Below are 21,848 nucleotides of genomic sequence, written 5' to 3' on the forward strand. Positions count from 1 at the left end.
TGCCCTCCTGGGTGCAGCGGTGACGCGGTAACCGGGGACCGGGGCTACGTGGTGTCCTGCACGCTACGCGGAGCGACCTGCGCGGCTCAGGGGATGACGAGTCGCCGCTCCACGACCGCGCGCGCGACGTCGGCGAGCAGCTCCTGGTTGGACCGCGCGTGGGCGCGCAGCTTCGCGAAGGCCTGGTCCATGTCGATCCGGTGCGTCTGGGCGAGGAAGCCCTTCGCCTGCTCGATGACGATCCGGCTGTCGAGCGCGCGCTGGAGCTGCTGCTGCGCCAGGTTGGCGTGTTCGAGCGACCGCTGCTGCAGGATGCTGATCGTGGCCACGTCCGTGAGCGCCTGGGCGGCGAGGGCGTCTTCGCGGTTCAGGGCGCCCTCGGTCTCGCGGAACAGGTTGAGCGACCCGAGCGTGGTGTCGCGGAGCCGCATCGGGATGGCGTGGACCGAGGCGTAGCCGGACTCGGCCGAGGCCGCGGCGAACGTCGGCCACCGACGTTCCATCTCGGCGTGGTCGCGCACCGACACCGGGCGCCCGGTGGCGAAGCACTCCACGCAGGGGCCCTCGCCGGCGTCGAGCTGCAGCAGTCCGAGGAAGCTCGACCGGTCGCTCGTGGACGCGAGGACCTCGAGCTCCTGTGACTGGTTGACGAGCAGGATGCCGGCGGCGGACGCGTCGAAGATGTCGACGACGCTGTCGACGAGGTTCTGCAGGAGTTCGACCACGTCGTAGTCGTCGACGAGGATGTCGGTCAGGGCGACGAAGGTGTCGACGAGTCGGTGCTCGCGGGTCGGTGCCATGGTTCGTACTCCCTAGGTCTCGGAACCGTACGGCCGGGCGAGGTCGAGTCGGCGTTCGATGATGTCCGCGGCGACGTCGCGGACGGTGCGTTCGGTGGCGTACGCGTGGGCCTGCAAGACGAGCAGGGCGTCCTGGACGCTGACGCCGAGCTGGGCTGCGACCATGCCGGTGGCCTGGTGCACCTCCCGCCTCGAGTATCGTCCGGGTTCCATGTCCGCGCGCCCGTCGGCGGCAGCGGCGAGCAGGGCGTCCCGGAGGACACGCCGCGCGGCGACCGTGCTCAACTCGATCGCCCCCTGGACCTGCCCGCGGGTCAGTGTCCGTTCCTCGCCGACCGTGAGGTCGACGGCGCCGACGGGGATCGTGCCGATGCGCATCGGGAAGGAGAAGAGCGCACCGACCCCGGCCCGGAGGAGTTCCTCGAGTGCGACGGGCCAGGTCGCGGTCGTCGTGGCGGTGAGATCGGCCTCGAGGACGGGGCGTCGGGTCTCGAGCGCCTGCCAGCAGGGTCCCTCGCCGAGGTCGAGTTGGATCTCGTCGACCCGCTCCGCCATCGCGTCACTCGCGCACACCGTCATCGAGCCCAACGGGTCGCCGAGCGTCGAGATGCCGACGCTCGTCACGGGGAGGGTGGCGAGGAAGGGCGGGCACAGGTCGGTACCCTCCGGCGCGGCCTGCATGGCGGCCGCTGCAGCAGCGAATTGATCCATGGGTGACACCGTTCTCGGTCGTCCGCCGTCGTGCGATCCGTCGCACGGTCCATCCGGCCGTCGATGCATTGTCCGTTTTCCGAGACCCTAGTGCACCCGTGCTGCGTCCGGGACGAAGCGGATGCGTTCCGCTGCCCGTGTCACGTCCTGCGCCCGGGCCGTGCGGTCGTCGAAGTCGGCCCGTGCGGCGTCCCGCGCGACCTCCTTCTCGGCCAGCGACGCGCGGCTGACGGTGTCGACGATCGTCGCGACGGCGGTGGCGAGGCCGCGTTCGAGCTGCCCGAGGTTCGTGTGCCCGATCACCAGGCGGCGGTCCTGGACGTCGAGCGTCACGTCGGGGTACCCGGCTGCGGCGAGCCGGGCGTGTCCGTCGGCACCGCGTAGCGCCGTGGTCTCGGTGGCGTCTGGTCGACGGTTGAAGACTGCCGGGACGTCGTAGTACTCCGCTGCCGCGGGGCTGCCGAGTTCAGTGGGGAGGCCGGAGGCCACCACGCTCGTGAGTGCGAGGGGTGTCGTGGCCGCCTCGGATGGGTTCGTCATGGGGTCTCCCTCGGCGGTTCCCCAGGGTGACCGAGGGGTTCCGCGGTCCACCCTGGTGACACCGTGCCGTCAGTGTGGGGCCACCCGATGTGCACGCTCCCAGCCGGCGTGGAGGTCGCGGAGCAGCGCGACCTCGGCGGCGTGGTGCACCAGCTCGTCGACGACGTGCAGGACGAACGAGAGCCGACTGTCGGCGCCGTACGGACCCGCGACCGGACCGAGGGGCTCGGACGCCGAGTCGCCGAGCCCACGGGCCAGCGCGGCGAAGCGGGCGGCGGCGTCGCGGACGGCGGTGACTGCCGCATCCGCCGACGCCGCGGGGACGGGTGCCGCCTCGCCGGACGGTCCGGCGCCGAGGAACTCCCGGTTGCGCGGTTCGTCGAGCGTCTCGGCGATGTGGTCGAGCCGCCAGCGGATCGACACGCGCGGATCATCCCCGATCGGCTCCCAGGCCCACTCGTCGTCGCTCAGTCCCGCGACGCGGTCCAGGAGGCGCGTGGTGGCGTACTCGAAGAGGGCGACGACGTCCTCCAGAGCGGTGGTCACTGCTCAGCCGACCGGCCGGTAGATCGCGATCGGGGGCGCCTGGTCGTCACCGTCGTCGTGGCTCTCGCCGGAGGACAGCCAGGTCCGACCCTCGTGCTCGATCGTCGTCGGCAGGTCGCCGTGCACGAGGATCCGCGCCGCTGGTTCGTCTCCGTCGACGAGGTCCACACCGTGGGCCTCGGTACCGCCGGGGTTGTCGTGCACGTAGCTCATGGTGTGATCGAACTCCCTCGGCCTGGTAGTGTTCTCGTGTACGCGGATGTGGCGCAGTGGTAGCGCATCACCTTGCCAAGGTGAGGGTCGCGAGTTCGAATCTCGTCATCCGCTCGGAACTGCGAAGGCCCCGGTCACTCGACCGGGGCCTTCGTCGTCCGGGCTGGTGGCCGGATCCGCTCCGTGGGGCGCAGGCTTCGGGTGCCCGCGCCCCTCGGACGCGCGGGCCACCGTGCCCACTCGAGCGCCGGCGGATGGGTGGTCCGGTCGGCGCCCATCGGGTGATCCGGAGCGGTGCCCCGTCCGGATGGGTCGGATCCCGGACCGTGCGGTTTCCCGCACGGATCCCGCATCCCCTCGCACATGCTCGGCGTGTCGTTTGCACTCCGCCCGGACGGACGTTCTCAGTCGGCGTCGAGCGCGACCCGTGCACCAGGGATGCCGACCCACGGTCCGCCCGGAGCATCGACGACCGTGACGAGCACGTCGTCGCAGTGCGGGCACCGCGCGACGAAGCCCATCGGGCTGGCGTGCACCCGGGTGCCCGCGAGCGCCCCGACCGTCCTGCACCCCGAGCACCGGAGCGCGGCCACCGTGGGGTCCGAGCCGAGGAACCCGATGAGCAGCCCGGCCAACGCGTTGCCGTCGAGCACGGTCATGCGCTGCCTCCGAACCGTTCGGCGCGGACGTCGGTCGTGTCGTGCCCGAGCTCGCCGAGCCACGTCAGCACCTGTTCGACGAACGGCGTCGACCCGCAGACGTAGACGAGGGCCCCGGCGTCCGGCGGGAACACCGCTGCGGCCAGGGCGTCCCGGGTGAGTCGGCCGGCCGAGACCGCGGCACCGTCCGGGGCACGGCGGCTGTACACGACGGTGGTGTCGACCCCGGCGGCCTCGGCACGGGCGAGCTCGGTGCGGAAGAACACGTCCTCCGGCGTGCGCACGGCGTAGAGGAGCCGGAACGGTGCGGCGTCACCGGCGTCGGCGTGCGCGCCGGCGACGGCAGCGAGCGGGACGATCCCCGAACCGCCGGCGATGAGCTGCACCGGCCGCTCCGACACGCCCGGGCGCCAGACGAACCACCCGCCGAGCGGTCCGTGCACCTCGAGTGCGTCCCCGACCTCGACGGCGTCCACCAGGAAGGGCGAGACCTCGCCGCCCTCGACCCGGTCGACCGCGAGCACGACCGACGTCGTCGCGCCGGAGGAGGCGATCGAGTAGGAGCGTGATGCCTGGTACCCGTCCTCGGCGGTGAGGCGCAGGTCGAGGTGCTGGCCGGGGTCGTTGCCCGGCCACGTCGGGACGTCCAGGACGATCCGCCTGGCGTTCGGGGTCTCGGGGGAGACGGCGGCGACCGTCGCGGCGTGCCAGGCCGGCCGCCGCCGGACCGCAGCCGACGTCGGTGGGGTGATCCGCTCCTCCAGGCCCTCCACCGCGCTCACCAGTACCGCTCTTCCTTCCACGGGTCGCCGTGCAGGTTGTAGCCCGCGTTCTCCCAGAAGCCGGGTTCGTCGTCGGACTGCATGACGATGCCGCGCACCCACTTCGCGCTCTTCCAGAAGTACAGGTGGGGGACCAGCAGGCGTGCGGGACCGCCGTGCTCGGGGGTGAGCGGTTCGCCGTCGGCCTCGAACGCGATCCACGCCTGCCCGTCGAGGAGCTCGTCGAGCGGCACGTTCGTCGTGTACCCGCCGAAGCTGTGCACCATGCAGTAGTCCAGCGAGGTCTCGACGTCGGCGAACAGCCGGTCGAGCGGGACACCGCGCCACGGCATGTCGAGCTTCGTCCAGTGCGTCACGCAGTGGATGTCGACGGTGACGTCCTCGACGCCGAGCGCCTGCACCTCGTCCCAGGTCCAGCTGTGCAGGCCGGACTCGGTGCGGATCGAGAAGCTCCAGTCGGACGGTTCGATCTCGGGGGTGGCGCCGGCCGACAGCACGGGCCAGTCGCGGACGAGCGTCTGACCCGGTGGGATGCGCGGGTCGTCGCGGTCGTCACGGCGACCGCCGAAGCCTCGGGTGAACGTCGCCATCGGTGCTCCTCGGTCGCGTGTCCGGCGACCACGCGGGCGCCGCTCTGGTCGATCATCCCGCCTCGCACAGGCGCTCGTGTAACGGGTTGGTAAACGTTCCCGTGCCTCTGGTGCGGCTGCGGGTGACCGCTCGATCGCGGTCACCGTGCGGATCGGGGCCCCGTGTGGGCGACCGGCGTCCGTCGCGTCGGGCTTGGCCGGGGACGATCCGCCCTCTATCGTTCACCGGAACGATTACCAGGAGGGGTCACCCCGAATGCAGCCCATCGTCCCCGAACCCCGGAACGCCCGCGGCCCGAGCCGTCGTGCGCTCCTCACCGGCGCCGCCGGACTCGCCGGCCTCGGCCTGCTGACGCTGACCGGGTGCAGCTCCGGCGCCTCGGCCGGCACCACCGACCTTCCCGAGGCCGCGGCCACCGGCACCGCCCGGAGCGGCGGTCGACTCCGGATCGCCCGACCCGCCGCGTCGGCCGCCGAGACCCTCGACTCCGCGAGCTCCCTGTCCGCGTACGAGTACCTCGGCGCGCTCTACAACCGGCTCGTCAAGCTCGACCAGCAGGGCCGGACCGTGCCCGACCTCGCCGAGGAGTGGTCGGCGAACCAGGACGGCACGGAGTGGACCTTCCGCCTCCGCCGGGGCGTGCGCTTCCACGACGGGTCGCGCTTCTCCGCCGACGACGCGATCGCGAGCATCCGGCACATCCTCGACGAGAAGACCGGCAGCCCGCAGGCCGGAGTGCTCGGCGAGGTGATGGACGCCCGCTCGATGACGGCCGTCGACCCGTACACGCTGCGGTTCGCCCTCACGAAGCCGAACGCGGAGTTCCCGTCGCTGCTCACCGCGTACCAGTGCTACATCGTGCCGGCCGGGGCGATCGCCGACATCGGCCGGACGGGCATCGGCACCGGGCCGTTCCGCCTGTCGTCCTTCACTCCGGCGGGTGCCGGCAGCGTCGAGGCGTTCGACGACCACTTCGCCGGCCGCCCCGCGTTGGACGGCATCGACTTCTACTCGATCCAGGACACCACCGCCCGGGTGAACGCCCTGCTCGCGGGGCAGATCGACCTCATCTCGCAGACGAACCTCGACTTCGCGACGGCTCGGGTCGTCGCCGCCTCCGATCGTGCGACCATCGCCCGCTCGAAGAACGCGCAGTGGTACACGATCCCGATGCTCGCCACCTCCGAGGAGTTCCGCGACCCGCGGGTCCGCCAGGCGATGAAGCTCGCCTACGACCCGCGCACGATCGTCGACACCGCCCTGCAGGGCACCGGGTCGCCGGGCTGGGACAACCCCGTGCCGCCGCAGCTCGCCGCCTTCGTGGACGACCACCGCGAGTACGACCCCGACAAGGCGAAGGCGCTGCTCAAGGCCGCCGGTCGGTCGGACCTCCGCGCGTCCATCTACACGTCGAGCTACGAGTCGGTCTTCACCCCGATGGCCGTCGCCTACCGCGACGCCGTCGCGGACGCGGGTATCCGCCTGACGGTGAAGAACGCCAGCTCGGACTCGTACTACACGCAGATCTGGATGCAGAAGCCGCTCATGGTGAGCTACTGGTTCACCGGCCGTCCGATCGACCAGCTGCTCAACCAGATATTCCGGTCCGGTTCGTCGTACAACGAGAGCGCGTGGTCGAACGAGCGGTTCGACGGGCTGCTCGACGACGCCCGCGCCGAGATGGACGACGCGAAGCGACTGACCCTGTACCAGGACGCCCAGCGGCTCGTGGTCGAGGACGGCGCGGACATGACCCCGATGTTCGGCGACCGCCTGGTCGGGCTGTCCCGCGACGTCGTGAACTACTCGGAGTACGGCTTCGAGTTCGACTACCTCCGGATCGGACTGCGACGATGACGACGACCACGAACAAGCCGTCGGACGTCCTCGTCCCCGTCCTCCGTCGGCTCGGCATTGCCGTGCTCACGGTGGTGCTCGCCTCGCTGTTCGTGTTCCTCGCCGTGCAGGCGCTGCCGGGCGACGTCGCGCAGCAGCTGCTCGGGCAGAACGCCACACCCGACGCCGTCAAGCAGCTCCGGGAGTCGCTCGGCCTCGACCAGAACGTCTGGCTCCGGTACCTGCAGTGGCTCGCCGGGGCGGTGCACGGCGACTTCGGCACCTCGCTCGTCAGCGGGGAGCCGGTCGCACCGACGCTGTTCACGGCGTTCCGCAACAGCATGCTCATCGCCGTCCCCGCGATGGTCGTGGGCGTCACACTGTCCCTCGCGCTCGGCGTCATCGCCGGGGTCCGCCGCGGCCGTGCGTCCGACCGGGTGATCTCGATCGTCAGCCTCGTCGTGATGAGCGTGCCGGAGTTCATGGTCGCCACCGTGCTCGTGCTGCTCTTCGCGATCGGGCTGCCGCTCTTCCCCGCCGTCGTCCTGCGCGGCAGCGACGCCACGGTCGGCGAGCTCCTGCCGACGATCTGGCTGCCGATCATCGTGCTGACCCTGGCGATGGCCGCGTACATCGTCCGGACCGCCCGTTCCTCGACGATCGACGTGATGGCGTCCGAGTTCGTGACCACCGCGGAGCTGAAGGGCCTGACGATGCGCCGGGTCGTCTGGAAGCACGCGGTCCCGAGCGCGCTCCTGCCGACGCTCAACGTCGTCGCGCTCAACGTGGCCTGGCTGCTCGGCGGCGTGGTCGTCGTCGAGAACGTCTTCAACTACCCGGGCATGGGCAAGCTCATGCTCGAGTCCGTCTTCAACCGCGACCTGCCGACGATCGAGGCGATCGCGCTCCTCAGCGCACTCGTCTACGTCGTGTGCAACCTCGCGGCCGACCTCGTCGCGCTGGTGCTCGACCCGAAGCTCCGAACACGACAGCGACGGGCGCGCACCCGGAGCCGCACCGGTACACGCCCCGCCCGGAAGGCAGCAGCATGACCGCCATCGCCCCGCGTTCCCGGAACGTCATCGGCGCAGCCGTCGCCCCCCTGCGCAGCTCCACCGCGTTGAGCATCGGCCTCGGCCTGATCGCGCTGCACCTCGTGCTCGCCGTCCTCGCCCCCGTCATCGCCGGCCACGACCCGGTCGCGACGAACTCCGCCGACGTGCTCGCCGGCCCGACGTGGACGCACTGGCTCGGCACCGACCAGTACGGCCGCGACATCCTGTCCCGGACGCTCAACGGCGGCCGCTACGCCCTGCTCGTGACCTTCCTGGCGACGACGATCGCCGTGGCGGTCGGTACCGTCCTCGGCTGCGTCACCGCGTACGCCGACAACTGGTTCGACGAGGTCGTCATGCGGATCGTGGACGCCCTGCTCAGCGTGCCGTCGATCCTCGCGCTCCTCGTCGTCGTCACCGTGTTCGACGCCGGGCTCTGGGTGATCGTCCTCGCCGTGACCATCGTCTACGCGCCCGCCGTGACCCGGGTGGTGCGCGGCGCGGCGCGGACGGTGATCACGCAGGACTACGTCACGGCCGCGCGCGCCCGGGGCGAACGCTCCCTGTCCATCGTGTTCCGCGAGATCCTGCCGAACGTCCTCGACGTGGTCCTCGTCGAGTACGCGATGCGCGCCTCCTGGATCGTGCTGCTCGTGGCGTCGCTGTCGTTCCTCGGCTTCGGTGCGAACCCGCCGACACCGGACTGGGGGCTCATGGTCCAGGAGAACCGGACCGCCCTCACGGTCGTGCCCCTCGGCACGCTCGCGCCCATCGTGGCGCTCGCGACCCTGGTGGTCGGCCTCAACCTCGCGGCCGACGGGCTGAGCAAGTCGCTCGGTGTCGACCGCGCGACGAAGGGAGTCAGCGCGTGAGCATCGTCCAGGTCGACCGCCTCGCGATCTCGTACGCCGCCGGCAAGCGCTCCGTGCCGGTCGTCCGCGGTGTCTCGTTCGCCATCGAGGCGGGCCGGACCCTCGGGCTCGTCGGCGAGTCCGGCAGCGGCAAGTCCACCGTCGCCCGCACCCTGCTCGCGCACCTCCGGACCGGGTCGCGCATCGAGCACGGCACGGTGCACGTCGACGGCGAGGACGTCTTCGCCCTCTCGCCGGCCGGCCGACGGGCGCTCCGTGGCGGCACCGCGTCGGTGGTCGCGCAGAACGCCGGACAGGCACTCACGCCGTCGATGCGCGTCGGCGAGCAGATCCGCGAGGCCCTCCGCGCCCACGGCGAGCCCGACGGCCCCGAGCGCGTGCTCGAGCTCGTCCGGCTCGTGCGGCTGCCGTCGCCGGAGACGATCGTCCGCCGGTACCCGCACCAGCTCTCCGGCGGGCAGCAGCAGCGCGTCGCGATCGCGATGGCCGTGGCCGCGCGCCCCCGCGTGCTGGTCCTCGACGAACCCACCACCGCCCTCGACGTGGTCACGCAGGCCGCCGTGCTCGACCTCGTCGCCGACCTCGGCCGCGAGCTCGGCATGGCCGTCCTGCTCGTCAGCCACGACCTCGGCGTCGTGTCCGCGATGGCCGACGAGATCGCCGTGATGCGCGACGGCGAGGTCGTCGAGCACGCCGAGACGGCCGCGCTCTTCGCCGCCCCGCAGCACGAGTACACGCGTGCCCTGCTGGCCGCGGTGCCGGACGGGCGCCGACCAGGAGGAACGGACCACGTGCCCGAGACGGCGACCGTCTCGGCGACGGTCGCCTCCAGGGCCGGCCGGACCGTTGGTCTCCCCACCGGCACGGCCGGCCCGCCGCTGGCGCGTCGCGCCGGAACCGGCGGCGTGGGCCCAGAACCGCTCGTCCGTCCCGTCGTCACCGCCGAGGACCTGGTGATCCGCTACGGACGCGGCCTGCCGGCCGCCGTCGACGGCGTCTCGTTCACGATCGCGCCGCGCGAGACGCTCGCCGTCGTGGGGGAGTCCGGCAGCGGCAAGTCGACGCTCGCGACGGCCCTGGCCGGCCTGGTCCCGGCCGAGTCGGGCACGTTCTCGTTCGACGACGGGACCGTGAGCGGCGACCTGCGCGAGCCGATCGCCGAACGGTCTCCGGACCTCCGTCGTGCGGTGCAACTCGTGTTCCAGAACGCCGACACCTCGCTGAACCCCCGCCGGACCGTCGGGGCCGCCATCGCGCGGCCGCTGAAGCTGTTCACCGGTTTCTCGTCGCGCGAGCGGGTCGGGGAACTGCTCTCCCAGGTCGGCCTCGGGCCGGAGTTCGCGGACCGGCTGCCGGCGCAGCTCTCCGGCGGGCAGCGGCAGCGTGTCGGGATCGCCCGGGCCCTCGCCGCCGAGCCGCGCCTGGTCATCGCCGACGAGATCACGACCGCGCTCGACGTGCAGGTACAGGCGGGAATCCTCGCGCAGCTCGCCGACCTGCAGCGCGAGCGCGGGCTGAGTTGCCTGTTCATCAGCCACGACCTCGCGGTGGTGCGGGGTGTGGCCGATCGCGTCGCCGTGATGACCGGCGGCCGGATCGTCGAGATCGGCCCGACCGAGGCCGTGTTCGGCGGCCCGAACCACCCGTACACGGCGACGCTCCTCGCGGCGACGCTCGAACCCGGCAGCACCGAGCTGCCCGACGTCGGCGACGGCGTGCCGCGGTGGCGCGAGGCTCCGGGGTGGACCGACCGCGGCGACGGACACCTGACCCGGAACTGGGAGGACGCATGACCGGCTTCACCGCACTCGGGGTGGACCCGGCCCTGCCCGACGGCGTGACCGTCCGCGACGAGTGGATCCCGATGCCCGACGGCGTCCGGTTGCACACGAGGATCTGGTCCCCGGCGGCACCCGACGGCCCCGTGCCGGTGCTGCTCGAGTACCTGCCCTACCGGCTCGACGACTGGACCGCGCCGCGGGACTCCGAGCGGCACCCCTGGTACGCGCAGCACGGGTACGCCTCGGTGCGGGTGGACATCCGCGGGACCGGCTCGTCGGACGGGTTCTTCGACGATGAGTACAGCGAGCAGGAACTCCGCGACGGCGAGGCCGTGATCGCGTGGCTCGCCGCACAGGAGTGGTCGACGGGCGCCGTCGGGATGTTCGGCATCTCGTGGGGCGGGTTCAACGCGCTGCAGCTCGCGGCCCGGGCACCTGAGGCCCTCAAGGCGATCGTGACGGTGTGCTCGACCGACGACCGGTACGACAACGACGTGCACTACGTCGGCGGTGCGGTGCTCGGGATCGACATGGCGGCGTGGGGTGCGACGATGTTCGCGTTCAACTCGCGGCCGCCGCGGCCCGAGGTGGTCGGCTCCGGCTGGGTCGACCGGTGGCGTGACCGCCTCGACGCGAACCGCCCGATGACGCCCGTGTGGCTGTCCCACCAGGAGCGCGACGACTACTGGCGGCACGGCAGCGCTGCGGAGGACTACGGGAAGATCGGCGCCGCGGTCCTCGCGGTCGGCGGCTGGGCCGACCCGTACCGCGACGCCGTGCTCCGGCTCGTCGCCAACGTGGACGCCCCGGTCAAGGGGATCGTCGGACCGTGGTCGCACCAGTACCCCGACCGGGGGCTCGCGCCCGGGCCGTCGATCGGCTTCCTGCAGGAGACCCTGCGGTGGTGGGACCGCTGGCTGCGCGGGGTCGACACCGGCGTCGAGCAGGAGCCCGCGCTCCGGGCCTGGATCAACGAGGGCGAGCCGCCGGCGACGTACTACGAGACGCGCCGCGGCCGGTGGGTCGGTGCCGAGGCCTGGCCGTCGTCCGCCACCGTGTCCCGCACGGTTCCCCTCGCCGGGTTCCGCGGCGGCGCGGACGGCGCGGTCGTCGTCCGGTCGCCGCAGCACACCGGTGCCGACGCCGGACGCTTCTTCCCGTTCGGCAACGCCACCGACCTGCCGCCGGACCAGCGCGCCGAGGACGGCCGCTCGGTCTGCTTCGACCTGCCGCTCGACGAGCCGGTCGACGTGCTCGGCACCGTCCTCGTGCACCTCGCCGTGACGAGCGATCAACCCCGGGCCACCGTGACCGTGCGCCTGTGCGACGTCGCGCCGGACGGGTCGTCGACCCTCGTCACCCGGGGTGTGCTCAACGCCGCGAAGCGCGACGGGATGGACCGGGACGACCCGCTCGAACCCGGCGCCGCGGCGTCGCTGCCCGTCCGGCTCGTGTCGACCGGTCACCGGTTCGCCGCGGGACACCGGCTCCGGATCGCCGTGTCGACGTCGTACTGGCCGTGGGTCTGGCCGCACGGCGTCGCACCGACCGTCACGATCGACCCCGCCGGCTCGCAGGTCGAGCTCCCGGTGTGGACCCGCGCCACCGACGACGGCGTGCGGTTCGAGCAGCCGGAGCGCTCCGAGCCGCTCGCGATCGAACGGGTCGCGCCGACCGAGGTCCTGCCGCAGCGCACCGTCACGCACGACGTCGAGTCGGGGGAGTGGACGCTCGACGTCGACCCCGGGTACGGCGGCGGACGTGTGTACCCGGACGGGCTCGTCTTCAGCGAGGAGGCCCGCGAGACCTACCGCATCCGGTCCGACGACCCGACCAGTGCCAGCGCGACGTCCCGCTGGTCGATCGGCCTGGCGAAGCCGGAGTGGGCCGCACGGCTCGAGACCGCCTCCGAGGTCACCGCGGACGCCGACGCCTTCCACGTCCGGAACACCGTGCGGGCCTGGGCCCGGGACGGTGGTCCCGACGTCGCCGAGGTGCTCGTCGCCGAGCACACGTTCGTCGACGAGGTGCCGAGGACCTCGGCGTGAGCGGGCCGGAGCAGACACGGGTCCGGCAGCGTCCCGAGGTCCGGCGGGCGATGATCGTCGAGGCGGCACGTGCCGTGATCGTCCGGAACGGCGTCGGGGCGACGGGCCTGCGGGACATCGCCGCCGAGGCGGACGTCTCGGTCGGGACCGTCACGTACCACTTCGGCAGCGTCGCGGAGATCCTCAACGAGGTCGTCGTGCTCGAGACGGAGCGCTTCTACGGGGCGATCGTCGCCGCGGTCGACGCGGAGCCGGACCCCGTCGCCGGCATCCGCATGCTCGTGGAACCGCTCTTCGGGGACACCGAGCAGGTGCGGCAGCACTGGCGGATCTGGTCGGACTACTGGACGGCGGTCGTGCGGCGGCCCGAGGTCGCTGCGGAGTACGCCGAGCGGATCCGAGTGTGGGAGGCCTGCCTGGTCCGGGTCGTCCGTCGGGGCGTCCAGGCGGGGGAGTTCACGCCCGCGGAGTCGCCCGAGGTCGTGGCGCTCAAGCTCGCGGCGTACAGCGACGGGGTGGCGACGCAGATCGCGCAGGGGGTGCCGGACCTGACGAACACGGTCGCCCTGTCCTGGATGTGGACCTTCCTCGCCCACGAACTCGGTGTGGCACCTGCGCGTATCGGGGGAACCGCCGCGACGCCCTTGTGATGAGGTAAGGCTTGCCTTACCGTTGTCGCATGGCACGGACCCGGCGACAGCCCAGCGAACGCATCCTCATCGCCGGCAGTGTCGACGACCTCCCCGAGATGATCCGCATGCTCGAGGACCTGCCCGAAAACGCCTACGGCCAGGTCTTCGTCGAGGCAGCCCTCGCCGAGCAGGTCCGCACGCTCCCGGCGCCCCCGCGCGTCACGGTGACGTGGCTGCTCCGGAGCGCCCGGACGTCCGCGGTGTCACCCCTCGTCTTCGCCGACCACGGCGAGGCCCTCGCGCACGCCGTCACCGGGTGGGCGGCCGAGTGGTGCGTCGCCGACTGCGAACCGCGCACGAGCGTCTGGATCGGCTGCGCCGACAGCCCCTGGGTCGAGCGCGCCCGCTCCTTCGTGCAGATCGAACTGGCCGACGCGGGCTTCGACACACTCGTCGGCTGACCGGGTGAGGTCAGCCTTCGCTTCCTTGCGGCATACAAGAGAAGCGGGCACTGTTGTCACCATCGGATCCACCCCACTCGGGTGGGACCACGAGGCAGGAGGAAACGACATGACCAACACCACCAGCACCACGCCCACCACGTCCCCGTTCTCGACGACGCCGGAGCTCGCCGCTGGGGTGGCGCAGTTCCTCGCCCCCGTCGTGATCGACCTCGAGGCGCTCGTCGTCAACGGCAAGCAGGCGCACTGGCACGTCCGCGGCCGCAACTTCGTCGGCGTCCACGAGCTCCTCGACACCATCGTCGAGCACGCCCAGGAGTGGGCCGACCTCGCCGCAGAGCGCATCGTCGCCCTCGGCCTCCCGGTCGACTCCCGCATCGCCACGGTCGCCGCGAACACCACGATCCCGCCGCTGTCCGAGGGCTTCCAGAACTCCGACGTGACCATCACCGAGGTCATCGCCGAGATCGACGCCGCGCTGCTGCAGGTCCGCCGCGCCGTCGAGGGCCTCGACGAGGTCGACCTCAACAGCCAGGACGTCGTCATCGAGATCGAGCGCGGCCTGACCAAGGACCGCTGGTTCCTGCAGGCGCACCTCGCCGCGTAGACGCGACCGACTTCCGACGGGAGGCGCGGTGCCAGCTGGCACCGCGCCTCCCGTCTCGCTGTCACCGCGTCTGTTCATCGACCAGACCTGGCCCGTTCACCCGCCTGTACCCACGCACAGCCATCCTCGGATGGCACCCGTTCGGGGCACAGACGAGGGGAACACCCAATGCAGCACACTCCGCAGCGCCGCCGCCGCGCGGCGCTCGCACTCGGCGCCGCGCTCATCGCCGGCGCCGTCGCCCTGCCGGGCGCGGCCGAGGCCGTCGGGCAGCTCGCGCTGAACCAGCACGGCGGCGCACAGCGCCACCAGGGCGACCAGACCCGGTCGATCCAGCAGGAGATCAAGCGGGCCGGCGCGAAGAACGTCATCCTGCTCATCGGCGACGGGATGGGCGACTCCGAGATCACCATCGCGCGGAACTACCAGTACGGCGCGGCCGGTCGGCTCCCGGGCCTCGACGCGCTGCCGCTCACCGGCTCGTACACGACGTACTCCCTGTACAAGGACGGTGCGGACAAGGGCAAGCCCGACTACGTGACCGACTCGGCGGCCTCCGGCAGCGCCTGGGCGACCGGGACGAAGACGTACGACGGCGCGATCTCGGTCGACATCGACGGGAAGCAGCAGCAGACGCTCCTCGAGCTCGCGAAGGCGAACGGCCTCCGCACCGGCGACGTGTCCACCGCCGAGATCCAGGACGCCACCCCGGCGGTCCAGGTCGCCCACGTCGGCGCCCGCTCCTGCTACGGCCCGGACACGGCGTCGTGCGGCACGGACGCGCTGCAGAACGGCGGGCTCGGGTCGATCAGCGAGCAGCTGCTGAACACGCGCCCGGACCTCACCCTCGGTGGCGGCTCGGCGAGCTTCCAGCAGACCGCGAAGGCCGGGCAGTGGCAGGGCTCGACGCTCTTCGACCAGGCTGAGCAGCGCGGCTACCAGGTGGTCTCCGACGCCGACGGCCTCGCCTCCGTCCGTCGTGCCGACCAGGCGAAGCCGCTCCTCGGGCTCTTCACCCCGGGCAACTTCCCGACCCGGTACGCACCCACCACGGCGACCGTCGGCGGGGCGGACCAGGCACCGGTGCAGTGCACGCCGAACCCGGCACGCCTGTCGACCGGGCTGTCGCTGCAGTCGCTCACGAACAAGTCGATCGACCTGCTGAACCGTGACCGTGCGAAGACCGGCAAGGGCTTCTTCCTGCAGGTCGAGGGCGCGAGCATCGACAAGCAGGACCACGCCGCCGACGCCTGCGGCCAGATCGGCGAGACGATCGACTTCGACGAGGCCGTGCAGTCCGCGCTCGCCTTCGCCAAGAAGGACGGCAACACGCTCGTCATCGCCACGGCCGACCACGCCCACTCGAGCCAGATCGTCGACAGCACGCCGCCGACCTCGCTCTCCACGGCGCTCCGCACCGCCGACGGCACCACGATGAAGGTCTCGTACGGCACCTCGGCCGCGGGCAGCTCGCAGCAGCACACCGGCACGCAGGTCCGCATCGCGGCGTACGGCCCGGGTGCCGCGAACGTCGTCGGGCTGTCGGACCAGACGGACACGTTCTTCACCATCCGCGACGGGCTCCGGCTGCACGACGACCTCGCAGCACTGTCGCGCGGCGCCCGCATCGACCTGTCCGTCGGTGCACCGCGTCCGAACCAGCGCGTGACGCTCACCGGGTCGCGGTTCGCCGGTGACCGCCAGGTGCGGGTCGCCGTCGGGTCGACCGACCTCGGCACGGTGGACGTCATCGACGGCACGGCGACGGTGGCGTGGAAGGCGACGTCGGGGAAGTCGACGATCACCTTCACCGGCGTGCAGTCCGGCAAGCAGGCCTCGAAGCAGGTCCGAGTCCGCTAGCCTCCTCGGCTCGGTCGAGACGGCCTGGTGACACCGGTCCCTCAGGGGGCCGGCGTCACCAGGCCGGTCTCGTACGCCAGCACCACCGCGTGCACCCGGTCCCGCAGCTGCAGCTTCGCCAGGATCCGGCCGACGTGCGTCTTCACGGTCTGCTCGGCGATGTAGAGCTCCACCGCGATCTCCCCGTTCGACCGGCCCCGTGCCAGCAGGAGGAACACGTCGCGCTCCCGTTCGGTCAGCACCTCGAGCACCTCGGTCCGGGGTGCCGCCGGGAGCGGGCCCGCGACGAACGCCTCGACGAGGTGCCGGGTCACCCGCGGCGCCAGCAACGAGTCACCCGCCGCGACGGTCCGGACCGCCTGCACGAGCTCGTCGGCGCTGGCGTCCTTGAGCAGGAACCCGCTCGCCCCGGCACGGAGGGCGTCGAACACGTAGTCGTCGATGTCGAACGTCGTGAGCATGACGACCCGCACCGGCTGCGTGGCCGGGGCGGCCGTGATCCGTCGGGTCGCCTCGATCCCGTCGAGCTCGGGCATCCGGACGTCCATGAGCACGACGTCGGGTCGCAGCCGCAGCGCCTCGACGACCGCTTCGGCGCCGTCCGACGCCTCGCCCACGACCTCGACGTCGTCCTGGGCCTGGAGGATCGCCCGCAGTCCCATGCGGAACATCTGCTGGTCGTCCACCACCATCACACGCGTCATCGGTTTCCTCGGTCGGGCGAGGCCGTGTTCGGGCGGGCGGTGCTCGGGTGGGCGGGCGGGGCCGTGTTCGGGCGGGCGGTACTCGGCTGGGCGGGCAAGGTCACGGCGACCCGGAACCCGCCGTCCGGCAGCGGCCCGTGCTCGATCGTCCCGCCGAGTGCCGACACGCGCTCCCGCATGCCGGCGAGCCCGAACCCGCCGTCGTCCGGGGGAGCGGCGGGGACGGCTCCGGCGGGTGGCGCGGCGTTGGTCACCTCGACCGCCAGCAGGGGGCCGCGCCGGGCGACCGTCACGATCGTGACCGCACCGGGAGCGTGCCGCGCGACGTTCCCGAGGGCCTCCTGCACGACCCGGTACGCGCTCAGCTGTGCCAGCCGGTCGTCCCCGTCGTCGGGTGCGGCGTCGTCGAGGTGGAGCTCGACCGGGATCCCGGCGGCCCGCGTGGCCTGCACCAGCGCGGGGAGGTCGGCGAGCCGGGGCTGCGGCGCCCGTTGCGCCGAGCCGTCGCCGCGGAGGGTGCCGAGCAGCTGCCGCATCTCGCGGAGCGCCGTCCGCGAGGTCTCGGCGATCGCCGCGAACTCGGCACGTGCTGCCGGCGGGAGGTCGGCCACGCGGAAGGGCGCCGACTCCGCCTGCATGTGCACGACGGACATGCTGTGCGCCACGACGTCGTGGAGTTCGCGGGCGATCCGGGAGCGTTCCTCGACCGACCGGCGGCGGGCCTGCTCGAGTTCGGCATCGCGGCGGGCCTCGGCGAGCTCCACCCGGACCGCCCGGCGCTGCCCGATCGCCACGGCCGTCCCGGCGAGGAGCAGGTCGCTGCCGGCGGAGACGACGAAGGTCGCGGCCCAGACGTCGGCCGGGTCCCACCGACCGGGGACCACCGCGACCAGGCCGAGCGTGAGCACCGTCGCCGCGGTCCAGACGGCGGCGGTGAGTCGCCAGTCCGTCCGGACGCCGAGCACGACGAGGAGCGCACCGACGCCGATGATGGCGGTGACCGGGAGCGGCCACGGACCGGCCGGCGACCCGGCGGTGAGGAGCCCGAGGGCCGCCACCCCCGCCAGGTGCACCACCGAGGACGTCCGCGGCAGCACGGGAGCGAGCCCGAGCGAGACGGAGAGCACCGCGGTCACGAGCAGCGCGAGCGGGACGGGCACGTCGTACACCGCGACCGTCACGGGTGCGGCCACCGCGAAGAGCGTCGCGGCGACGACGACTAGCACGATCCGGGCGGCGACGACGGGCCAGGTCGCCCACTCCCGGCGCGTCGACCACGGCCGGCGTCGGCGCGGCGTCGCGGGTGGGACGTTGGCGGTCACGGTCGTGCGGTCCCTCCGGAGTGGGCGAGGTGCGGTGCGGGGCGGGCGGCGTCGAGGACCGCTGCCCGGGCGTCCGCGCGGTCGTCCGCCCGGGCGGCTGCTCGGGCCTCCCGCTTCCGGGTGACTCTACCGATGACCCGGTCGACGGCGATCCCCAGTCCGGCGGCGACCACCATCGAGACCAGTGCTGCGACGAGCGGCTCGTGCAGCACACTCGACGCCGCGAGGGCGATCCCGATCGAGGTGGCCGACCACGCCAGCCCGGCGACCGAGCTGATCGCGAGGAACCGGCGGTAGGGGAGCCGTGTCGCACCGGCGGTCATGTTCACCGCGACGCGTCCGACGGGGATGTACCGACCGACGAGGATGAGGCTCGCGGACCGCCGTCGCATCTGGCGCTCGGCGAACGCGAACGCCGCGGCGATCCTCGGACGCCGGGACCGCGCGAGGCGGCCGAGTCCGATCCGACGGCCGATCCAGTAGGCGACGGAGTCCCCGGCGATCGCGCCGAGTGCGGCGGCCGCGAGGACCCCGGCGAGGACCGGCTGGCCGGAGGTCGCGGCGATGGCGGCGACCGCGACGAGGGCGGCCTCGCTCGGCACGGGTGGGAAGAAGCCGTCCACCAGGCAGAGCGCGAAGAGGACGACGAAGACGAGCGGGCTGGCCGCCAGCTCGACGACGAGCGGGGTGATCTGGTCGAACACGGTGGCTCCCTCCGCCGACGGACCTCGTCGACGGGTTCGACGCTACGGAGCGTGCGACCGGCTGCCATCCCGCGCGGGTCTCGACCACCCCCTACCGCGGTATGACTTCCCCCTGACGGGTCACGGTGTCGCCTCGGGGTCCGTCCGCGCGGCCTCGGTCGCTGCGGCCGCCTCGCGGATCCGTCGGACGACGGCGGTCGTGGAGTGCTCGGGCACGTAGTCGACCATGACGACCTCGCCGCCGTAGCCCTGCACCACCGCGGTCTCGCGCAGCATCTCGGGGGAGTAGTCGCCACCCTTCACGTAGACCTCGGGGTGCAGCCGTTCGATGAGCGGGATCGGGGTGTCGGTGGCGAAGACCGTCACCAGGTCGACGCACGCGAGGGCGGCGAGGACACCCGCCCGGTCCTCGGCCGGGTTGATCGGCCGCTCCGGACCCTTCAGACGCCGGACGGAGTCGTCGTCGTTCAGGGCGACGACGAGCAGGTCGCCCAGGTCCCGGGCCTGTCGGAGGTACGTCGTGTGCCCGCGGTGGACCACGTCGAAGCAGCCGTTCGTGAACACGATGCGTCGTCCGGCCTCCCGCGCGGCGTCCACCGCGGCGGCGAGCTCGTCGTGGTCGACGACGGTCGCGGCCGGCGCGGTCACCGACTCCAGCAGCGCCGCGGCCGAGCACACCGAGGTCCCGGCCTCGCGGACGACCACGTCGGCTGCCGCCTGGGCGACCGACACGGCGTCGCGGAGCGGGGCGTGCACGGCGAGCGCCACCGTGGCAGCGGCGCAGAAGGTGTCGCCGGCACCGGAGGCCTGCTGCTCCGAGGCGGGGACCGCCCGCGTGCGGAATCCACCGTCGGAACCGTGCTCGACCAGGACCGTGCCGTCGCGGTCCAGCGTGACGACCGCCGCACGTGCGCCGGTCCGTCGGAGCACCTCGTGCCGGGCGTCCACGACCGCGGACGCCCGGTCCGGGCCGGTCCCGAGCGGCGCACCGAGCAGGGCGGCCGCCTCGCCGGCGTTGGGCGTCACGAGGTCGGGCCGGAGCGCCGCCCAGCGGGTGAGGTCGTGCGCGTCGACGACGACCGCGGTGGGACGGTCGGCGTCGAGCACGGGGACGACGTCGGCCGGGTCCACCCCGAGGCCGTAGTCGCAGACGACCGCGGCGTCGGCGCACCGCAGCGCGCGGGCGACGGCCTCGGCCAGCCGGACGCCGTGCTCGGCGGTGGGCTCCGCGGCGATCTCGTCGACGCGGACGACGACCCGGTCGCCGCCGACGACCCGCGACTTCGTCGTGGTGCGGGTGCCGGGGACGACGACCATGCAGGACGTGTCCACCCCGGCGGTGTCGAGGCGTTCGCGGAGCACAGCACCGGCCTCGTCGTCACCGAGCAGCCCGACCATCCGGACGCGGGCGCCGAGCGCGCGAGCGTTCACCGCGGTGTTCGCCGCGCCACCAGGGACCGCCACGGTCTCCGTCACGCGGACCACCGGGGCCGGGGCCTCGCGCGAGACCCGTTCGGCCTCGCCGACGGTCCAGCGGTCGAGGATGCAGTCGCCGATGACGACGACGAGCGGCTCGCGGTCGTCGACCGTGGCGACGAGGTCCCGGACGAGCCGGACGTCGACGCTCACCGGGCACCGCCGGCCGGCGGGGCCGCCTCGAGGTGCACGACCGTCGTGGTGGTGAGCTCGTCGAGCAGGTGCGGGCCGTACCCGAACCCGGCGCCGGAGGCGCCCCGGGGCTGCGCGCTGCCGCCCGGGGCACCGCCGAAGACGGCGTTCACCTTCACCGTGCCGACGGGGAGTTCCGCGGCCGCACGCAGGGCGTGTCCGGTGTCGTTCGTGAGCACCGTCGCCGCGAGGCCGTAGCGGTCGGCCGCCGCGAGCCGCAGGCCCTCGTCGAAGTCCTCGACGACGCGCACGGGGGCGATCGGCCCGAAGGTCTCCTCGGTCATGACGAGCATGTCGTCGGTGACACCGGTGAGCACGGTCGCGGGGTAGAAGGCGCCCGGGCCGTCCGGTGTGGCACCGCCGGTGCGCGCCGACGCCCCACGCTGCAGCGCGTCGTCGACGTGCGACTGCACGGTGCGCCGGAGCCGGTCGTCGACGAGCGGCCCGTACTCCGCCGCCGGGGCGGACGTGCGCCGCTCGGCCTCGGCGACGAGTGCGGTCACGAACGGCTCGGCGATCGCGCGGTGCACGTAGACCCGCTCGACGCTCGTGCAGATCTGGCCGGTGTTCGCGAAGGCGCCGAGGGCGACCTGGGCCGCGGCCCACACCGGGTCGACGTCGGCGTCCACGACGACCGCGTCGTTCCCGCCGTTCTCCCGGACGACGTGGGCACGGGTCCGCACCGCAGCCTCGGAGAGCCGGTCACCGGTCGCGGTCGAGCCCACGTGCGCGTACACGTCGATGCCGTCCTGTGCGAGGAGCAGCTCACCCGTCGCGCCGTCGCCGTCCACCCCGACGAGGACGCCGTCCGGCAGGACCTCGGCGAGCAGGGCGTTCAGCCGTGCGATCGTCGCGGGGGAGCGCTCGCTGCCCTTGTGCACGACCGTGTTGCCGGTGACGATCGCGGCGCCGAGGATCCCGCACGCCACGGCGACCGGGTCGTTCCACGGGGTCAGCGCGAGCACCACGCCGCGGGGGTGCGGCACCGACCAGTCGGCAGCGCCGAACGCGCCGCGCAGGGCCTCGCCGCGGTGCACGGGTCCGAGCTCGGCGTACTGCACGAGCGTCCCGACCCCGGCCTCGACCCCGCCGAGCGCGTCGCCGGGGACCTTGCCGGTCTCCCGGGTGTTCAGATCAGCCAGCTCCTGGGCGTGCGCGCGGACGTGCTCGGCAGCGCGGTGCAGCAGTGCACCCCGCTCCGCCGGTGCGGTCCGGGCCCACATCGGGGCCGCGGCCCGGGCACGGGCGACGGCGGTGCGGACCTCGTCCTCGGAGGCGCGGCGCACCGTCGAGGCGAGGGTCCCTGTGGCGGGGTCGGCCACCACGATGTCATCGGTGGCGGGGGGAGCGATCGTCATGGTGTCCTTCCGGGGGACGGGCGGGGGTCCGACGGTCCTCGCGGGAAGCTGGGCACGCCCACGGCATCGCGTTTCTCGTCCATCCGAGCCCGCTGCTG

At 73.0% G+C, this 21,848-nt stretch carries 22 protein-coding genes and 1 tRNA gene; 10 read left to right on the forward strand and 13 right to left on the reverse strand.

Translation table 11 applies throughout. The features are described 5' to 3' along the window. Positions 1-86: 86 nt before the first annotated feature. The 5 genes from BJK06_RS17290 to BJK06_RS17310 all read right to left on the reverse strand — a co-directional run bounded on the left by BJK06_RS17290 (position 87) and on the right by BJK06_RS17310 (position 2,810). Entirely contained in the window at positions 87-800 is a 714-nt protein-coding gene (locus BJK06_RS17290; protein ID WP_070418924.1) for a GAF and ANTAR domain-containing protein, read from the reverse strand. A 12-nt stretch (positions 801-812) separates the two neighbouring features. Continuing rightward, a complete protein-coding gene (locus tag BJK06_RS17295; RefSeq protein WP_083295359.1) occupies positions 813-1,511 on the reverse strand; it encodes a GAF and ANTAR domain-containing protein in 699 nt (232 codons plus the stop codon). A gap of 87 nt (positions 1,512-1,598) precedes the next feature. Continuing rightward, positions 1,599-2,051 carry a hypothetical protein gene (locus BJK06_RS17300; protein ID WP_070418926.1) on the reverse strand — a complete coding sequence of 151 codons (453 nt, stop codon included), beginning with the start codon at positions 2,049-2,051 and terminating at the stop codon, positions 1,599-1,601. Positions 2,052-2,120: 69 nt separating this feature from the next. Next, complete coding sequence (locus BJK06_RS17305; RefSeq protein ID WP_070418927.1) at positions 2,121-2,597, reverse strand: DinB family protein; 477 nt, start codon at positions 2,595-2,597, stop codon at positions 2,121-2,123. A gap of 3 nt (positions 2,598-2,600) precedes the next feature. Beyond that, entirely contained in the window at positions 2,601-2,810 is a 210-nt protein-coding gene (locus BJK06_RS17310; protein WP_070418928.1) for a hypothetical protein, read from the reverse strand. 42 nt (positions 2,811-2,852) lie between these two features. On the opposite strand from BJK06_RS17310, the gene BJK06_RS17315 reads away from it, so the two are divergent. Continuing rightward, a tRNA-Gly gene (locus BJK06_RS17315) sits at positions 2,853-2,924 on the forward strand. 290 nt (positions 2,925-3,214) lie between these two features. Here BJK06_RS17315 and BJK06_RS17320 read toward each other — a convergent pair. From BJK06_RS17320 to BJK06_RS17330, 3 genes are read right to left on the reverse strand one after another with little or no spacing between them, the layout of a single operon-like run. Beyond that, complete coding sequence (locus tag BJK06_RS17320; protein WP_070418929.1) at positions 3,215-3,469, reverse strand: DUF6510 family protein; 255 nt, start codon at positions 3,467-3,469, stop codon at positions 3,215-3,217. Continuing rightward, the gene (locus BJK06_RS17325) at positions 3,466-4,251 is read right to left on the reverse strand and encodes an FAD-binding oxidoreductase (protein WP_258027663.1); all 786 of its coding nucleotides are present in this window, start codon (positions 4,249-4,251) and stop codon (positions 3,466-3,468) included. Before BJK06_RS17325 ends, BJK06_RS17320 begins: the two co-directional genes overlap by 4 nt. Beyond that, the gene (locus BJK06_RS17330; RefSeq protein WP_070418930.1) at positions 4,248-4,841 is read right to left on the reverse strand and encodes a molybdopterin-dependent oxidoreductase; all 594 of its coding nucleotides are present in this window, start codon (positions 4,839-4,841) and stop codon (positions 4,248-4,250) included. The genes BJK06_RS17325 and BJK06_RS17330 overlap by 4 nt, the downstream gene beginning before the upstream one ends. Before the next feature lie 256 nt (positions 4,842-5,097). On the opposite strand from BJK06_RS17330, the gene BJK06_RS17335 reads away from it, so the two are divergent. The 9 genes from BJK06_RS17335 to phoA all read left to right on the forward strand — a co-directional run bounded on the left by BJK06_RS17335 (position 5,098) and on the right by phoA (position 15,994). Further along, positions 5,098-6,699, forward strand: coding sequence for an ABC transporter substrate-binding protein (locus tag BJK06_RS17335; protein ID WP_070418931.1), 1,602 nt, complete (start codon positions 5,098-5,100; stop codon positions 6,697-6,699). Continuing rightward, positions 6,696-7,730 carry an ABC transporter permease gene (locus BJK06_RS17340; RefSeq protein WP_070418932.1) on the forward strand — a complete coding sequence of 345 codons (1,035 nt, stop codon included), beginning with the start codon at positions 6,696-6,698 and terminating at the stop codon, positions 7,728-7,730. The genes BJK06_RS17335 and BJK06_RS17340 overlap by 4 nt, the downstream gene beginning before the upstream one ends. After that, the gene (locus tag BJK06_RS17345; RefSeq protein ID WP_070418933.1) at positions 7,727-8,605 is read left to right on the forward strand and encodes an ABC transporter permease; all 879 of its coding nucleotides are present in this window, start codon (positions 7,727-7,729) and stop codon (positions 8,603-8,605) included. The genes BJK06_RS17340 and BJK06_RS17345 overlap by 4 nt, the downstream gene beginning before the upstream one ends. Continuing rightward, positions 8,602-10,398: an ABC transporter ATP-binding protein gene (locus BJK06_RS17350; RefSeq protein WP_070418934.1), complete on the forward strand. Its 1,797-nt coding sequence runs from the start codon at positions 8,602-8,604 to the stop codon at positions 10,396-10,398. The genes BJK06_RS17345 and BJK06_RS17350 overlap by 4 nt, the downstream gene beginning before the upstream one ends. Further along, a complete protein-coding gene (locus BJK06_RS17355) occupies positions 10,395-12,434 on the forward strand; it encodes a CocE/NonD family hydrolase (RefSeq protein WP_070418935.1) in 2,040 nt (679 codons plus the stop codon). The genes BJK06_RS17350 and BJK06_RS17355 overlap by 4 nt, the downstream gene beginning before the upstream one ends. Continuing rightward, a complete protein-coding gene (locus tag BJK06_RS17360; protein ID WP_258027664.1) occupies positions 12,431-13,084 on the forward strand; it encodes a TetR/AcrR family transcriptional regulator in 654 nt (217 codons plus the stop codon). The genes BJK06_RS17355 and BJK06_RS17360 overlap by 4 nt, the downstream gene beginning before the upstream one ends. A 29-nt stretch (positions 13,085-13,113) precedes the next feature. Next, entirely contained in the window at positions 13,114-13,527 is a 414-nt protein-coding gene (locus BJK06_RS17365) for an SIP domain-containing protein (RefSeq protein ID WP_070418936.1), read from the forward strand. A 109-nt stretch (positions 13,528-13,636) separates the two neighbouring features. After that, positions 13,637-14,134, forward strand: coding sequence for a Dps family protein (locus tag BJK06_RS17370; RefSeq protein ID WP_070418937.1), 498 nt, complete (start codon positions 13,637-13,639; stop codon positions 14,132-14,134). A gap of 168 nt (positions 14,135-14,302) precedes the next feature. Continuing rightward, complete coding sequence (gene phoA / locus BJK06_RS17375; protein WP_070418938.1) at positions 14,303-15,994, forward strand: alkaline phosphatase; 1,692 nt, start codon at positions 14,303-14,305, stop codon at positions 15,992-15,994. A 41-nt stretch (positions 15,995-16,035) separates the two neighbouring features. Here the strand turns inward: phoA and BJK06_RS17380 are convergent, their stop codons facing one another. From BJK06_RS17380 to BJK06_RS17400, 5 genes are all read right to left on the reverse strand, one after another. Beyond that, on the reverse strand, positions 16,036-16,698 hold the full coding sequence (locus BJK06_RS17380) for a response regulator transcription factor (RefSeq protein ID WP_070418939.1): 663 nt from the start codon (positions 16,696-16,698) through the stop codon (positions 16,036-16,038). Continuing rightward, on the reverse strand, positions 16,695-18,020 hold the full coding sequence (locus BJK06_RS17385) for a sensor histidine kinase (protein ID WP_070418940.1): 1,326 nt from the start codon (positions 18,018-18,020) through the stop codon (positions 16,695-16,697). Before BJK06_RS17385 ends, BJK06_RS17380 begins: the two co-directional genes overlap by 4 nt. Next, on the reverse strand, positions 18,017-18,724 hold the full coding sequence (locus tag BJK06_RS17390) for a DedA family protein (protein ID WP_070418941.1): 708 nt from the start codon (positions 18,722-18,724) through the stop codon (positions 18,017-18,019). Before BJK06_RS17390 ends, BJK06_RS17385 begins: the two co-directional genes overlap by 4 nt. A gap of 120 nt (positions 18,725-18,844) precedes the next feature. Then, on the reverse strand, positions 18,845-20,353 hold the full coding sequence (gene rfaE2, locus BJK06_RS17395; RefSeq protein ID WP_070418942.1) for a D-glycero-beta-D-manno-heptose 1-phosphate adenylyltransferase: 1,509 nt from the start codon (positions 20,351-20,353) through the stop codon (positions 18,845-18,847). Further along, positions 20,350-21,750: an aldehyde dehydrogenase gene (locus BJK06_RS17400; RefSeq protein WP_070418943.1), complete on the reverse strand. Its 1,401-nt coding sequence runs from the start codon at positions 21,748-21,750 to the stop codon at positions 20,350-20,352. Before BJK06_RS17400 ends, rfaE2 begins: the two co-directional genes overlap by 4 nt. Positions 21,751-21,848 lie beyond the last annotated feature (98 nt).

The sequence above is a fragment of the Curtobacterium sp. BH-2-1-1 genome (assembly GCF_001806325.1).
In the GTDB taxonomy this organism is placed as follows: domain Bacteria; phylum Actinomycetota; class Actinomycetes; order Actinomycetales; family Microbacteriaceae; genus Curtobacterium.

Excerpts from the sequence above, each read along its gene's own strand:
- BJK06_RS17290 (WP_070418924.1), bottom strand. The coding sequence starts at position 800 with ATGGCACCGACCCGCGAGCACCGACTCGTCGACACCTTCGTCGCCCTG.
- BJK06_RS17295 (WP_083295359.1), bottom strand. The coding sequence starts at position 1,511 with ATGGATCAATTCGCTGCTGCAGCGGCCGCCATGCAGGCCGCGCCGGAG.
- BJK06_RS17300 (WP_070418926.1), bottom strand. The coding sequence starts at position 2,051 with ATGACGAACCCATCCGAGGCGGCCACGACACCCCTCGCACTCACGAGC.
- BJK06_RS17310 (WP_070418928.1), bottom strand. The coding sequence starts at position 2,810 with ATGAGCTACGTGCACGACAACCCCGGCGGTACCGAGGCCCACGGTGTG.
- BJK06_RS17320 (WP_070418929.1), bottom strand. The coding sequence starts at position 3,469 with ATGACCGTGCTCGACGGCAACGCGTTGGCCGGGCTGCTCATCGGGTTC.
- BJK06_RS17330 (WP_070418930.1), bottom strand. The coding sequence starts at position 4,841 with ATGGCGACGTTCACCCGAGGCTTCGGCGGTCGCCGTGACGACCGCGAC.
- BJK06_RS17335 (WP_070418931.1), top strand. The coding sequence starts at position 5,098 with ATGCAGCCCATCGTCCCCGAACCCCGGAACGCCCGCGGCCCGAGCCGT.
- BJK06_RS17340 (WP_070418932.1), top strand. The coding sequence starts at position 6,696 with ATGACGACGACCACGAACAAGCCGTCGGACGTCCTCGTCCCCGTCCTC.
- BJK06_RS17345 (WP_070418933.1), top strand. The coding sequence starts at position 7,727 with ATGACCGCCATCGCCCCGCGTTCCCGGAACGTCATCGGCGCAGCCGTC.
- BJK06_RS17355 (WP_070418935.1), top strand. The coding sequence starts at position 10,395 with ATGACCGGCTTCACCGCACTCGGGGTGGACCCGGCCCTGCCCGACGGC.
- BJK06_RS17365 (WP_070418936.1), top strand. The coding sequence starts at position 13,114 with ATGGCACGGACCCGGCGACAGCCCAGCGAACGCATCCTCATCGCCGGC.
- BJK06_RS17370 (WP_070418937.1), top strand. The coding sequence starts at position 13,637 with ATGACCAACACCACCAGCACCACGCCCACCACGTCCCCGTTCTCGACG.
- phoA (WP_070418938.1), top strand. The coding sequence starts at position 14,303 with ATGCAGCACACTCCGCAGCGCCGCCGCCGCGCGGCGCTCGCACTCGGC.
- BJK06_RS17380 (WP_070418939.1), bottom strand. The coding sequence starts at position 16,698 with ATGACGCGTGTGATGGTGGTGGACGACCAGCAGATGTTCCGCATGGGA.
- BJK06_RS17400 (WP_070418943.1), bottom strand. The coding sequence starts at position 21,750 with ATGACGATCGCTCCCCCCGCCACCGATGACATCGTGGTGGCCGACCCC.